Below are 14259 nucleotides of genomic sequence, written 5' to 3' on the forward strand. Positions count from 1 at the left end.
CTAATTTAAAGCAAGTTGAAACCCAACTAAAGCAATTGTCACTAACTGTCAATAAGAACTTATTTGGCTACTGGTGTCATTGCGGATATACATATTCTCATAAATTCAATTAATTCTTCTGTTGATTTGGACCTTATTTTTTCGTTTACATTAATGGGGTCATATCCTGGAAAATATGTGATTAAAAAATGTTTATTAATTTTTTGGATGGATAGAATTTTTCCTGATGATAAGGGATGGTTTATGGAGCTGAGTGTTGAAGCATAGTTATCATATCCCTCAAAATTTCGATATGCTTTTAGTTTAATAGGAGTGTTTTTTAAGAGTTTATTTGGGTGACCTTTTTTAAAGGTGTATATATTGGGTTCTATTCCAAATATAATATGAATTTCATCTTTTTCAACCGTAAAAACTGGGAGCCAATCTCCTTTAATATAATATTTATCATTTCTAAAAATGCTTATGTTGGGGATTTTAATTAATGGTTTTGATTCACCATTTGCTATATTTATGCTTTCTAAAACACATATGTTTTCGAATTTCGATAAGTCTTTATTGTTAAGGTTTACGATATCTCTATTCCATAGAATCAAATTATTTTCAGATATATCGAAATAGGTTGATTTTGAAATTTGTTCAATTAAGTTTTTGGGCATTATAAAGGTACTAATTGATGTCCCTGTAAAGGAATAATTTATTAATCCTTTTGGGCCAATTGCTGATATGGATTGATCAGCTTGAAATTCAAATGGAATCAAGATATCCTCAAAAAGGAAATTTGTCTCTTTAGTTAAGGGAAATGTGTTTTTGGTATTTCCTTTAAAATCCATTAATAGGATTTTAGGTGATGAATCGGATTTATCCAAAAAAAGGACTTTTTCAGAATTTAAATCCAAATCTTGAAAAATTAAGGTAGGAGAAATTGGAACCTGAATGCTGTCTATTTTTTCAAAACCTCCAATTTCTTCAAATTTCTTTTCTGTTTTTGAGCATGAGAATACGATCAAAATTATTTGAAAAATGAGTAAATTTCTCATAATAACTATTAATTTATAATTTGTGCTAAATTTTTTAACGAAAATAGCAATTAAATTTATCTTAAATTTTATAATATTTTGGTAATCTTCTATTGTTTTCTAAATTAGTGAATGTTTTTGTTGGTCCATTTCTCCTTCAATATGTTACTGTTAAATCATAATCGGTTTTATTTTAGAATTCTTCTTTTATTCTCCTTGTTTACCGGATATTCTTGTAAAAAGGTGGAGCAAATTAGAAAAAATCAAATGATGAGTTCATTTGATCTGATAAAAGAGAAGGAATTTCTTATTCATTCTATTACTTCTGTTGAATTATTGGATTATTTCCCTAAAGAGAAATTGTATTTAGGATATTCCAATACCAACCGTGGTAAAGAGATACTTCTAGTGGATGAAAATGGAAAGGTAATTATTAGTGAGAATATGCAAGGCGAGGGACCTGAACAACATTCTTCGAGTTTTTCTAGTATTGGTTTTTCAGATGAAGGAAATATTTGGGTAATGACAAGTGTTGAAGTTTTGCTATATGATCGTAATTTGAAGCTCATTGATCGTTTTAAATATCAGCCCATTGATATTTTATATTTATATTCCTTGGCGAAGAAATTTTCCTATTTCAATTTAGATTCATTCCAAAATCAAATCACCTTTGCTACCATTCCATCTGGCACAAGTAGATTTAACCCCCTAAGTGGAAATAATTTTGATCAATTAATGCTATTTGAACTATACGATCGAAAGAGTTCGACCCTAAGGCAATTTTCTCCTCTTTCTGAGCGTCAGGTAACCAAGGAATTCCTTGGTTTAGTTGGAGGGTTTTATTCCCCTGTTTATGACGTCAATTCTAAATCATCCAAACTTATTCTTACAAGCTCTTTCGATAATCAAATAACCATTCATGATTTATCTGAAGGAATGGCTTTTATAAGGATTCCAATTCTTTATGAAGACCCCAATTCCTTGCCATTTCCTAATAAATTAAAGCCTGAAGATTTATTCCAAACCCCCGAAGGGTGGTTATTATCCCCTAAAAACCAGAGCATTCATCAGTTGGATGATGATTTATTCGTGTTAGAGTATTTATCGGGTGTTACTATTAATCCGTTCAAAAAGAATCAACCGGAAATTGATGAAAATCCAACTCAGAATCGATTAATTCTTTTTAATTATAATGATCAGCTTAGTAAGGATATTCTTATTCCTGAACGCGGAGTTTTAATGACAACCTTACCAGGAAATCGTCTTCTCGTCAAATCCGTAGATCCAAAAAGAGAAGACGATTTTACCCGATATCTTGTCTATAGAATAGAAGAGGATGCTTCATTTTCTAATTGAATCCCTACCATTTTTTTGATGTTTCTATCCAATATTAGTTGCAGGAACAATACATTGGACTAGAACCAACTCCTTGGAGGCAGCCTACGCTGCAATTAGGGACACTATGTTGAATTGATCCACCGCCTGAAAGTGAACAAGTAATATAGCAAGGACCATTTCCAGTTCCATATCCGCCTGAAATTTTTTTCATTTGACTTCGCCCGAGTACTTCTTCTGAAGAGAGTCTGAGCATTTCTAAGCTTAATTTTTTCATTTTACTTATTTGTTTTGTGTAAGAATCTTGATCGGCACTTTCGATCATAAGATCCTAAATTAATTGGTAATCAAGCGAATACCTATACCCTATTTATTAAGTTTGAGTAAATATTTACTGAATTAGCTGTTCATGATTCCTCTAAGATGGATCCCTCCGCTGTAGGCTAAGAAAAACCCAACGAAATGTTCATAGTTTTAAAGAAGGATTTCTGAAAATCAGTAACCCCGGTTCGTCGTCAAAAGAAACTGCCAGGTAAAAAGTCGACTCTCTGAGGAACATTTTCTTGGGTTTGATTTTGATTCCTTCCAATTGAATCTCCTGTGTCAAGGTTAAGTTCAGATCATATTCAAATAAGTAGGTATCATGAGAGTATCAATCAGGTGATAAATTGCTATTGATCTAATGTATTAAAAAAAATTATCCATATTATTTTAATTTCACAATTCCAATTAGAGGGTTCATTTCTTCATACTCAGTACTAGTGAAGTTTTCCTGCTTTATGTAGTAAAAAATATTTTTTTTTAGGTTAAGAGGTCTTAGAACAACTGTGTCTCCTACCTCATCAATGATCCCTCCTTTCATAATATGATATTTGTTGTTTTTAATTTCATATAAAAAAAACATTTTATCATATTCTAGTGTAAATTCACTTGTAATATAGTCTTTAGATCTATTGATATTCAAGATAGTTGAAGTCTTGAAACCACGTTCATCAAGCTTCGTTGAGAAATCAAATCCCAATCTTTTGAATGGGGTAATTTTATCATTTTGAAGTAAAAAAAGAGTATCTCTATTGAAGTTTTCAGTTGTAAATACAGGTTTGTATATGAATGTGCCTTCATCTGTTGGTGAAATATATTGTTTTATAGAAAATCCTCCTATTATTTTTTTATTTATATTTTTAGACAATAGTTCTATTTTCTTATAAATCTCAAAATTGTCATCCAATTTATATAGAACTGTGGATTCAATAAAGCCTCCAGTAGGGTTATTGAGTAAGTTGTCAGAAATTAGAACCACTTCTCCATTAATCACTTCGATATATTGAAGTAAAAAAGGAAATTTTTTTTCTCTAAGAAAATTATTATTTAAGTCAAATGAAATTAGTTTGTTTTCAGATGCAACGTAAAATATACTTGAATTCTCGTCAAAAGCCATAGAATAAATCGTACCATATTCACCTGGTCCATCGCCTTTACTTCCTAGGGATGACAGAAAATTCCCATTTAAATCAAATATAAGGACATTGTTAATATCTGAAATGTAAATTTTATCTTTAACTAGTTTTAAATTAGTTATCCAGCTTAATAAAGATTTTGTTTTAGTTTCTAATGGTATTATAAGTGTAGAGTCTGAAAAATCAGAGATAATTTTTCCCTCCTCTTTTACTATTGAAGCATCTATTAAGGTGAAATCACTTAGGTTGTCTCTATTTGAGCAAGATGTGCTTACAATAAGTGTATAAATTATAGTATTTATATAAATTGTTTTCATAAGGTGTGTTTAATGCTAGAAGATTAGAAATTAACCTTCTAGCATAAGTTAAATTAAGCTCCACTACAACTTGCCACCTGTTGTCCACAATTCGCTACAAATGTAGGGTCTGTCCCATCAGTGACATAAACCAAAAAAGCCGGCCCATTTCCACATGTACAATACCAATGTCCATTATTTCTTGGGTCTTCCCCGCCATAAATTTTGGCCATTTGATTTCTTTGAAGTATCTCCTCTGAGGAATACTTCAATTTTTCTAAAATTAATTTTTTCATTTTTATTGTTTTTTTATTCTCTAAAACAGACTTTCTGTTTCTTTGCTTAAGTTCTGAAAAATTTAAATTTATATCTATACCATATTTACTAAGTTTCAGTAAATATTTACTAAATTAGCTGTTCCTGATTCCTCTAAGATGGATCCCTCCGCTGTATGCTTAGAATTACCTAACGATTTGTTCATTGCATTTCAAAAAGGATTGCTGAACATCAGAAACACCGGTTCATCGTCAAAAGACACTGCCAGATAAAAAGTCGACTCTCTGAGGAACATTTTCTTGGGTTTGATTTTGATTCCTTCCAATTGAGTCTCCCGCGTCAAGGTTAAATTCAGATCATATTCAAATAAATAGGTATCATAAGAAATACCATCCGATGCCAGTCGATAGCCAAATCTATAGAGCTTTTGATTTTTTTCATCCACTTCCGGTCGGAGAAAGTTCATTTGCTTTTCTAATTCCTTTTTAAATTCTTTTTCTTCCAATTCATTTTTTGCTCTGAATATTTCCTCAACTGGCACCAGGTCTTCAAAAAAAATTGAGCTGTTTGGCTTGGTGCTTACTGTGTCCCCATTGTTCAGGTATGCGGTCATATTGGGTAAGGCACGGTTTACGACTAGGATTCCACCTGGAAAATCATTGATAACAAAAGAAGAAGCAGAATAAAAGCTGTAGGATTTGACCTGAGTTACTACTGACGAATTTTTCATCAATTCCACGAATGGGATCTCTCTCAAAAGAAAGGAGTCGCTTTTCGGAATATAGCTAAGCAATTGCGATTCGATTTTGCCCATTTCCACTGTCGAGAAGTGGAATTGTCCATTCTTATAAAGGAATCCGACATTAGAAAATTTTTTGGTCAATTCGGGATAAAAATAAAATAAGTGATCTACCCGTATTTTATCCAATACTTTTCCTTCTAAATTGAAAAAACAGAAAACATTGTCACCTTGAGCGATAAAGTTTTGGTCATCCAATCGCTGAAAGTCTATCAGCCAGTTTCCAATACCATCAGGACCTTCGGAAGGCATTTCCAATTTTGATAGAAGCTTTTTAGTTTTTAAATCCAGTGTGTATAAAAGTCTTTTCTCAAGATTGAAAATAAAATAGGAAGACGCATCGTCAGACATGTCTGAAGAAATTAAAAATTCTCCATCTTCTCCGAGATCGATGATTTCATTTTCAGAATAAAAAATCAGGGTGTCAATCTTGGATGAGTCTTTTGTTAAAGGAAAAGCGGATTTTTCTCCGCATGAGTAGAGCATTCCTAAAAAAAAGAGGGGAAAAACAAAAAATTTTTTCATAATTGGAAATTACTCGTACCTATTTATCTTGAGGAAGATTGATGGTTAAGTTATTTATTTCTGTATCAGCTCCTCAAGAAAAACCCGAATTTCATCAGAATTTGGACTAGGAGAATAGGGATGAATTAGTTTTCCTTCTTGATTAAAAAAAAGATAGCGAGGTATGACATCCACTTTCAGCTTTTCAAGAAACATGGATTCCTCTAAATTCTGTACAATAAAAGAACGATTTGGAATAGCGATTTGGTATTTTTCAACCACATCTTCCCAGTATTTGTGGTTTTTGTCAATGGATAAGTAAATTACTTCAAACTCCCTTTCCTTATACTTATCATGCAAAGCGATGGACGCTGGAAATGATTGGATACAAGGGATGCACCATGCCGCCCAAAAATCAATGTATAGGTATTTTCCTTTTTTTTGGACTAAGAGCTCTTCAAGCGTAGTCGTGGATTTACCAAGCCCCATAAGATCTAGATCCGGCCGCTGATTTTTCAACGCTTCAAAAGACGTCCTGAGAAATTTAGCTTGTGCCTGATTAGCTAAACTATTTTCATAGCTTGTCAACCAATTCGCTGCTTCTTCAAAAGGAAGATAGGGAAGTGTCTGGTTTAAATAGCTGAATAACATTTGTTTGCCGAAAGGGGTAGAGGCATTGGTAACAAAGGGGGAACTTTTTGAGGGAATGGGATGGTGAAGCAGCTCATAGATAAGCAGGAAATCAGCGAAGTCGTGCAGGTAAATTGTTTGGACGCCTTCCTGGGTATCCCATTCCGATCCAAGAAATAATCGAAAGGCTCCTCTTGCATCAAATGCCCCATCCTCCTCCCCAAAACAGTTCAATTTATTTAGTTCAAAACGGGCTTTTGAAGTGTAAAACTCAGCCAAACTTGGTGAAATGGATTTTTCAGTCCTCAAGGAATCGATCCAAGACAGCTCCAAATTCAAGCTTTCTACCGCCTCTTTGCGGTATTGCTTGAGTTCCTCCTTTAGCTCTACTGGCATAAACGAGGCATAATTCGATTTCCATAATAAGTAAAAATCTTGAAGTTTTGTGTAGGTAGATTGGTAAAGATCTCGATTCCTAAGGAGTTCCAAATTGGTTTCATATGAGGAGGTTCTTCTATTGACCGTTTCCATCCAAATGTTTTGTTCATTTAGTTTTATTAGTACCGTATCTCCCTTTTGGAATAGGTAGCTGAAACGATTCTGGCTATTTTCTTGATATACTAGCTCTAAAAAGCCTCTTTTTGTTTTGATTATCCCATAGTGACTAAGGGAATCTCCTGAAAATTCTATTTTCGCAGAAAATAGCTCATCATCAATGTACATAAAAGAGCCTTTACGCTTTGCCAAAAAATCACCAACCATGCTATCTTCTAGCATCAGAACGATTTGATCTTTTTGTTCTTCTTGATTACTACTCTGAAGTGCGGAATCACAAGAAAATAGGAATAGGATTCCAAGGACTATAAAGATCGGTCGGTTAAATTTTGCTTGGTGATTTGTATCAGTCCCTTCCATTTTCCTTAAACTGGTCTTCTAGTTTTTTATGTCTTCCTAGACTTTTGAGGATGGCAGAATCTAAGGGAAAAGCTTTGGGCAACTTATTGATTTTCCAGAACTCTTGCTCATAGGTAAAGGCGTTTGATGGCAATATTTCATCCCTTTCTATAATTTCACGACTTTTGAGCTTTTTGAAATTTTCGGTTTTTATTTCATCAAACCACAAGGTAGATATATCCATTTGGTGACTGCCCACATTCCGATTGATAAACCGAAGTACTTTATGGACCAATTTTTCAGGGTAGTATTTATCCTGAATTTTTCGATATTTCATTAGAAATTGCTCATATAATTCCCGTTCAGGATCCAGGTAACGAGTCACTTGAAACTCTACCACTGCATAGTCACTGCTATTGACTTTTATATAAGTAGTCCCTAGAGGAGGGTCAGTAGTCCCGTAGGCAATGGTGAAAATAGTATCATTATCCACTAGCTCGTACCCAAGGAATTCTTGATAGATGGGTAATTCCACAATGCCAAAAAACTCATTCAAATACCCATTACTATTAAATGGGCTTTCGTCCAAATAACTTTTCCTAATAAAGTTGTCTTCGTATAATCGAATGATTGGGTTGCTTGGCACTTTATTTTTCTCTTCAAAAGCGTAAGAATCTTCCTGTGCTTTCAATAGTAAGAGAAAAGTTGAGTCTATTTCCGAAAAATCGCCACTCTCTCTGTAATCCTCGATTTTAATTTTGGCTCCTTTTACTTCTTTTGTATATCCAACATCCTCCACTACTACTTGAGCTTCTGTCAGATGGGTAAACTCCTCGTAATTAGTGGATAACTTTCTGAATAAGCCCGTCATTTGGTGCCTTTTCTCAGGATAATTCTTTGGGATATTTTGTGCTATTTTTTGAAAGAAGTCTTTGAGGTAATCCTTTTCTGGTTTTACTGTAATTTCATCCAATACGATGGTTTTACTTTGCAATGTGATATTCGTCGGATTATTTTTGAGGCTTTTTATTGCCATTTGCGCTTTGGTGTAGCTAAGATGAGATACTATCAGCGTATCAATTTTTAAGCTCTCAGGAAAACGTAGCTTAAAGAATCCTTCGGAATCAGATAGACAATTGAAATCCGGATAGTTTTTTAGAAAAATATAGGCATTGGGGACTGGAGAATTTCCATCTCGGATGGTTCCAGAAATATGATTTTGCCCTGCCTTATTCTGAGAAAAGAGTAAAGTGGAAGAAAAAAATGAAATAATAAAAGCAATGACATATTTCATCTCTTATTGCAGAATTTCGTGGTTAAATTGAACCCCTGATTACCTCTAGCAAGCTGGCCTTCGGTAGGAGGATAGTAAGTGTTCTTCTTATATATTTAAGATATTTCTTTGGAAGATGCCTGTATAATATTGGATTTCTAAGGACTACTTTCTTGGTGAACTAGGAGCAAAGCCCCTAGTTCAAAATTCTCCCAATTAATAACTATACCAACCTGTGCTGCATCCTTGCATGCTATACCCCGCTGAGGTCACTGCATTCCAATAATTTGCGCCTCCCGAATTATTGCATCCGTTGCTTGTCCAGCCATAAGCCCAGCCCGAATAAGCACCTCCAGAAAGTTGATTACAGGATCTAATCATATACATGGTAGCACAATAGCTCATTCCATACCCCCCAGTAATCTTCTTCATCTGACTTCTTTCCAAGACTTCGTCGGTGCTGAGTCGTAGCATTTCTAAATTTAACTTTTTCATTTGTTTGTTTGTTTGGTAGTTTTGTTTAAGAATCTTGACCGGTACTTCCGGTCATTATATTTAAAATTATTTACTTAATTAGCTAATGCCTAGTAAGATATTTCTAATTTTCAGTAAGTTTTTACTGAATTAGGTAATCCTTTCCACTTAGATGGATCACCCCGCTGTAGGCTAAAAACCGTATCTCTTCATCCAATAAATCCATAACCTGATCTTTGTTTGCTAGCTGAAAAAAAGAACATACCTTTTCGGATAAATCAGTCATTTGAATAAAGCTGTCCTCTGAAAGGACTGATAAAAGATAGGAGGCAATGGGGCCTACTAGGTATTCTATTATTTCTGTATGGTGCTGATCCCAAAGTAATAAGGTTTGATAGAAATGGGGAGGAGGCAGTAGGTTTTCCTCTATTGAATTCATTTTAATTTGGGTAAATAAAACAGAGTTTTGAGACCAATCCCATTCTGAAATGATGGTTTTGCAATTGGCTGCCAATTTTAGCTCGGCCTTTTCTTGCCAGTTAGGATCCTTCAAAGCTTCATTGGCCAATTGAATGGCAGAAAACGCTTTCTCCTCTTCGAGTTTGTATTGAAGGAGGGATCTGATTAGTCTAAGCTTTTCTTCTTCAAACTCATAAACATCGTTTAGTATTCTTTTCCAAGGGGTGATATTGGAGATGCTTTCCAGATAGTCTTTAAATTCCTGAATTGTGAATTTTGTTCTATCCCAGGCAATTCCCTCTTTTTCACAAATGGCGGTTAGCATTCGATCAGTTCTATAAAATTGTTCCTTTTCAGATTTTGCTAAATAGTCCTTTGAATAGGATGAAATTTTATCATAGGGATCTTTTTTGCTTACAGCATGAGTTTTTTCTGAGTGTGATTTTTGGTCTGATTCGAAGAGATCAGAAATTCTCCGATAATAATCCGGATAATCAAGCCGTAATCGATGGGCTAGCTGGTCACAAACCCACCCATTTTTCTTATAATCTCCTAAGGTATGGATATAGGAAGATTTGGTTGGTAAGTGATGAAAATTCCCAAATACTTCCATGTAAGAGGGGTCGTAAACAGGATCCAACAGGTAGTTTACCTCAATCCCTTGATCATTACTCAGGCAATGGAAAATATACTGCTCAACTAGCTGGTTAAAATCCCTAATTTGCATTGGGTTTAAGGCTTTAATCTGGTCTTGGTTAACAGTTATAAATTGCTCGACCATTTGAAAATAGTCTTTAAAAAACGCGTGATTTTTCCCTCCAAGAATCCCCGCATTACTGGCCTGAATTTCCTTTTTCTTATCTATTTGTTCTTTAATTGGCTTTGGAACAAATGGAAAAGTATTCCCTACAAGTCCGACCAACTCTTTATAATAATCAAAATCTTGCTCGATATTCTGGGCAATCAGTTGGCTAGAAAGAAGTTCACTAGGAAATGGGGCATAAACATATACGTCTCCGTCAACATTGAGGAAAGGTTCCTCATGAAGGGTATAGGAATATATTTTTTTCATCACCCATAAGCCGGGAATAGGTACTAGGTCTAAGTCATCCAGTTCCACTCTTACCTTTTTAAAAGGTAATTGCAATTGATCAATCAGCAACTCTTTTCCCTTCCTATCAGTGATTAATTCCAAGTCTTCGTAAAATTGATGAAGTTGTAGGCAACTCAGCGCCCAACTCATCAAATGATACGGAGCACTGCACCATCCAAAACTATCCTTCAAGGGGTCTTTCCCTTCGTCAATCCAAAATGTTTGAACAATCTTCATCTAGTATACCATGATTGACCTGAACTTAAAAAATAATCGCTCTGCCACACTCAGTTCTTCGGTGATGATTTCAGCATTTCCCAAGAGTTCTTGGGTAAATGGAATTTCCCTTTTGAAAGAAGTCAGGGTCCCTTCGGGTAGTGTCGCATATACCAAATAGTTGAACTCTTCATCCGGAGACACCGAAATGCTGGAAATACTGCCGATCAAAGCCCCATATTCCTGAAATGGATAATTGTCCAATTTGATCAAGACTTTTTGGTCCATGCTCACTTTTCCGGCATTTTGAGCCGCTATTTTCATGGCACCCATTAGTTCGGATTTATTGTCCGGTAATATGGTAAACACTAGTTCCCCTGAATTGACTTGCTGATTGGCTCCCCATACTTTTTGAAAGCTGACTACTCCATTAATGGAAGATTTCATCAGATACAAATATTCCCAATCCCGTAAACTCCGCTTAAGTCCTTGATAGGATTGGATTAGCGCTTTCAATGACCTCGCCTCCTCTTCTTCCCGATTGATGGTGGTGTTTTTTATATTCTGATTTGCCGTATTCAGTGTTTCCTGCAATTGAGAGATGGATATTGCCATTTGGTTGACCTGTTCTTCCATCTGCAAATATTCCATTTCACGGGATTCAAAATCCTTGTCTGCAATGACCCCTTGCTGATGGAGGTTTCTGTTACGCTCGTAGTCGATTTTGGCTAAGGAAAGTCTTCTGCTAAGTAATTCTTTTTGGGATTGCTGACTGCTGATCCGTTTTTTGATTTCTTCTATGGATGCTTTGGTGCCCTCCAACTGTCCTGCAAAGGGCTGTAGCTCCCTGACCAATCGATACTCCAAATAATTCCTTTCGAATTCCAAAAACGGTAATCCCACCTCCCCTAATACCAATTCGGTAAGTGATTCAACAGGAAATAAAAAGTCATTTTCCTTACCAAAGGATTCTTTTTCTAGAGTAGTTTTCAAAAACAGTACATCTTCCAACCTAGCTGTACTCTTGATGCCTGCTAAGGGCTGGTCTATCTTTACCTGATCTCCATTTTTGATAAAAAGGTGCTCTATCTGTCCAGTAACACGGGCAGCTATACGTTCGGTTGGATTGGCAGTAGTGACCAATACTTTAGCTTCTACAAAATCAGGATATCGGATCAAAAAGGATAATCCTATTAAAAGAGAAAGGAGGATGAATATTAAGGTAATGCCCCATCGGATCAACCAAGCCGGGGGCCGGGAAATAATCTCCTGGACCTCTTCAGACCGAAGGTTAAGATTATCGTTTTGGCTAATTACAGGCATGATCAGTTTGAGTTAATTTTTTCCAATTCCAACTGATTTTTCACCAGATCATAATAGATGCCTTTGGCGTGAACCAATTCTACATGGGGCCCTTGTTCAACAATTTTACCCCGATCGATTACAATGATCTGATCCGCATTACGGACCGTACTCAATCGGTGGGCAATGATAAAAACCGTTTTGCCCTGCATAAACTTTTGGAGATTTTCCATGACCTGGCGTTCATTTTTTGCGTCCAAAGCCGAGGTAGCTTCGTCAAAAAAGAGCATAGCCGGATTTTTGTATATAGCCCGGGCAATAAATAGGCGTTGCTTCTGTCCTGTACTCATTCCTACTCCTTCATTGCCAATTTTGGTATTGAACCCAAGCGGTAAAGACTGGATAAATTCCAGGATATTGGCGATACGAGCAGCTTCTAGCAACCTTTCCTGATCAATGAAATCTTGACCCACTGCGATATTTGCTGCTATGGTATCGTTGAATACATAGCCTTCCTGCATCACCACCCCGCACTGTTCCCTCCAACTTTTTGGGCTAACTGTTTTTAGGTCGTGTTTTCCGTACCGTATCTCCCCGGAGCTAGGCTCATAGAATTTTAGCAATAGCTTCATCAAGGTGGTCTTGCCGCTACCACTTGCACCGACTATTGCCGTGACTTTTTTAGGCTGAAGATGAAGGTTTATTCCAGTCAATACGGGATTTTCAGCACCGACATAGCGAAAGGAGAGGTTCTTGGCTTCCATGGCCTCACCAGGCTCAACTGTTCTGACCAGCTGTTTTTCAGAATTTTCTTCATCTTCTTTGTCATGGATTTCATTGAGTCGTTCGAGGCTGATTGTGGCATCCTGAAAAGACCGAAAAAAACCTACCAATTCATTAATGGGGCTATTCAACTGTCCAATGATATATTGCAGGGCCAGCATCATGCCCAAAGTCAGATTTCCTTCGATCACGAGCATGGCAGAAGTAAAGGTGATCAGGATATTTTTGAGTTCGTTGATCACGGATGAGCCTACCTGCTGCGTCTGCTCGAGAGATAAGGACTGAATGGATACCTGAAACAGTCTGGCCTGTACAAATTCCCAACTCCAACGCTTTTGCGTTTCGGCATTGTGCATTTTGATTTCCTGCATGCCATTGATGAGCTCGATCACAGTGCTCTGTTCCTGACTCAACTGGGCAAAGCGTTTGTAATCAAGCTCCCTACGGCGCTTCATAAAAAACAAGACCCAAACGAGGTACAACACACTTCCTCCAAGAAAGATCAAAAAAATCGTCAAACTGTAATAGATTAAAACCGCTCCAAAAACGATCAGATTGAAAAAAGAGAATAAGGTATTGAGCGTGGTGCCTGTCAAAAGGTTCTCAATCCTTCGATGATCGCCTATTCGCTGCATGATATCCCCCGTCATCCGAGTATCGAAGTAAGAAATGGGAAGGTTCATCAGCTTAATGAAAAAATCCGAGACCAGCGAAATATTGATCCGGGTAGTCAGGTGCAGCAAAATCCAGCTTCTAATCACTTCCACACTCATCCTGCCCAAAAACAGCATAATCTGTGCAAAGAGAACCAAGTAAATAAAATTGATGTCCTGATTTTGGATCCCAACATCCACAATGCTTTGCGTCAGGAAAGGAAAAATCAGCTGCAGCAAACTACCTACCAGCAGCCCGATGGCTAACTGCGCGATCAGATTTTTATACTGGAACAGGTAGTTGAAGAGGAAACCAAGGGAACGCTTTTCTTTTTCCTCCCATTTCATTTTTCGGAAAGCAGGGGTAGGTTCAAGTAAGAGCGTGACCCCTTCCTGAGTATGCTCAGTGCCATTATTACCGATCCACCGAGAGATAAACTCTTCTTTGGAATACTGGATTAAACCGTAAGCAGGATCAGAAATAAATACCCTATCATTTTTGATTCGATATACGACGACAAAGTGCTGCTTGTCCCAATGTACAATTAAGGGCAAAGGGGCTTGAATCAACTTTTCAAAGCTTAACTTTGCCCCAATGGTCTTAAACCCCATCGCATCAGCGGCATCACTGAGCTTCAAAAGGCTGCTTCCTTCCCGAGTCGTCTCCGATATTTCCCGGATTTCTTTTAAGGAAATAAGCTTCCCATAGTGCTTTGCGATTATCCGCAAGCAAGTAGGACCACAGTCTTTGGAGTCGGGTTGTTTGTAATGGGGAAATGTTTTCAAAACAAAAATTCTA

General features: G+C 36.5%; 11 protein-coding genes. 1 reads left to right on the forward strand and 10 read right to left on the reverse strand.

What is annotated here, in order from left to right; all coding sequences use genetic code 11:
• Positions 1 to 59 precede the first annotated feature (59 nt).
• Entirely contained in the window at positions 60 to 1037 is a 978-nt protein-coding gene (locus AAA942_RS19995; protein ID WP_338222082.1) for a hypothetical protein, read from the reverse strand.
• A gap of 222 nt (positions 1038 to 1259) precedes the next feature.
• On the opposite strand from AAA942_RS19995, the gene AAA942_RS20000 reads away from it, so the two are divergent.
• Positions 1260 to 2372: a hypothetical protein gene (locus AAA942_RS20000; RefSeq protein ID WP_338222083.1), complete on the forward strand. Its 1113-nt coding sequence runs from the start codon at positions 1260 to 1262 to the stop codon at positions 2370 to 2372.
• Between the two features lie 685 nt (positions 2373 to 3057).
• Here the strand turns inward: AAA942_RS20000 and AAA942_RS20005 are convergent.
• The 9 genes from AAA942_RS20005 to AAA942_RS20045 form a co-directional block, all read right to left on the reverse strand.
• Positions 3058 to 4125 carry a 6-bladed beta-propeller gene (locus tag AAA942_RS20005; protein WP_338222084.1) on the reverse strand — a complete coding sequence of 356 codons (1068 nt, stop codon included), beginning with the start codon at positions 4123 to 4125 and terminating at the stop codon, positions 3058 to 3060.
• A gap of 53 nt (positions 4126 to 4178) precedes the next feature.
• A complete protein-coding gene (locus tag AAA942_RS20010; protein WP_338222085.1) occupies positions 4179 to 4400 on the reverse strand; it encodes a hypothetical protein in 222 nt (73 codons plus the stop codon).
• Positions 4401 to 4591: 191 nt separating this feature from the next.
• The gene (locus tag AAA942_RS20015; RefSeq protein ID WP_338222086.1) at positions 4592 to 5704 is read right to left on the reverse strand and encodes a DUF4221 family protein; all 1113 of its coding nucleotides are present in this window, start codon (positions 5702 to 5704) and stop codon (positions 4592 to 4594) included.
• Positions 5705 to 5758: 54 nt separating this feature from the next.
• Positions 5759 to 7228, reverse strand: coding sequence for a TlpA family protein disulfide reductase (locus tag AAA942_RS20020; RefSeq protein ID WP_338222087.1), 1470 nt, complete (start codon positions 7226 to 7228; stop codon positions 5759 to 5761).
• Positions 7215 to 8501 (reverse strand): carboxypeptidase-like regulatory domain-containing protein, encoded by a 1287-nt coding sequence (locus AAA942_RS20025; protein WP_338222088.1) that lies wholly within the window; start codon positions 8499 to 8501, stop codon positions 7215 to 7217. The genes AAA942_RS20020 and AAA942_RS20025 overlap by 14 nt, the downstream gene beginning before the upstream one ends.
• Before the next feature lie 195 nt (positions 8502 to 8696).
• The gene (locus AAA942_RS20030; RefSeq protein ID WP_338222090.1) at positions 8697 to 8975 is read right to left on the reverse strand and encodes a hypothetical protein; all 279 of its coding nucleotides are present in this window, start codon (positions 8973 to 8975) and stop codon (positions 8697 to 8699) included.
• Positions 8976 to 9096: 121 nt separating this feature from the next.
• Complete coding sequence (locus AAA942_RS20035) at positions 9097 to 10743, reverse strand: DUF6734 family protein (RefSeq protein ID WP_338222091.1); 1647 nt, start codon at positions 10741 to 10743, stop codon at positions 9097 to 9099.
• Positions 10744 to 12045, reverse strand: coding sequence for an HlyD family secretion protein (locus tag AAA942_RS20040; RefSeq protein WP_338222092.1), 1302 nt, complete (start codon positions 12043 to 12045; stop codon positions 10744 to 10746).
• A 2-nt stretch (positions 12046 to 12047) separates the two neighbouring features.
• Positions 12048 to 14246, reverse strand: a complete 2199-nt coding sequence (locus AAA942_RS20045) for a peptidase domain-containing ABC transporter (RefSeq protein ID WP_338222093.1) — start codon at positions 14244 to 14246, stop codon at positions 12048 to 12050.
• Between the last annotated feature and the right edge of the window lie 13 nt (positions 14247 to 14259).

The sequence above is a fragment of the Algoriphagus sp. oki45 genome, from assembly GCF_036245605.1.
Lineage (GTDB): Bacteria > Bacteroidota > Bacteroidia > Cytophagales > Cyclobacteriaceae > Algoriphagus.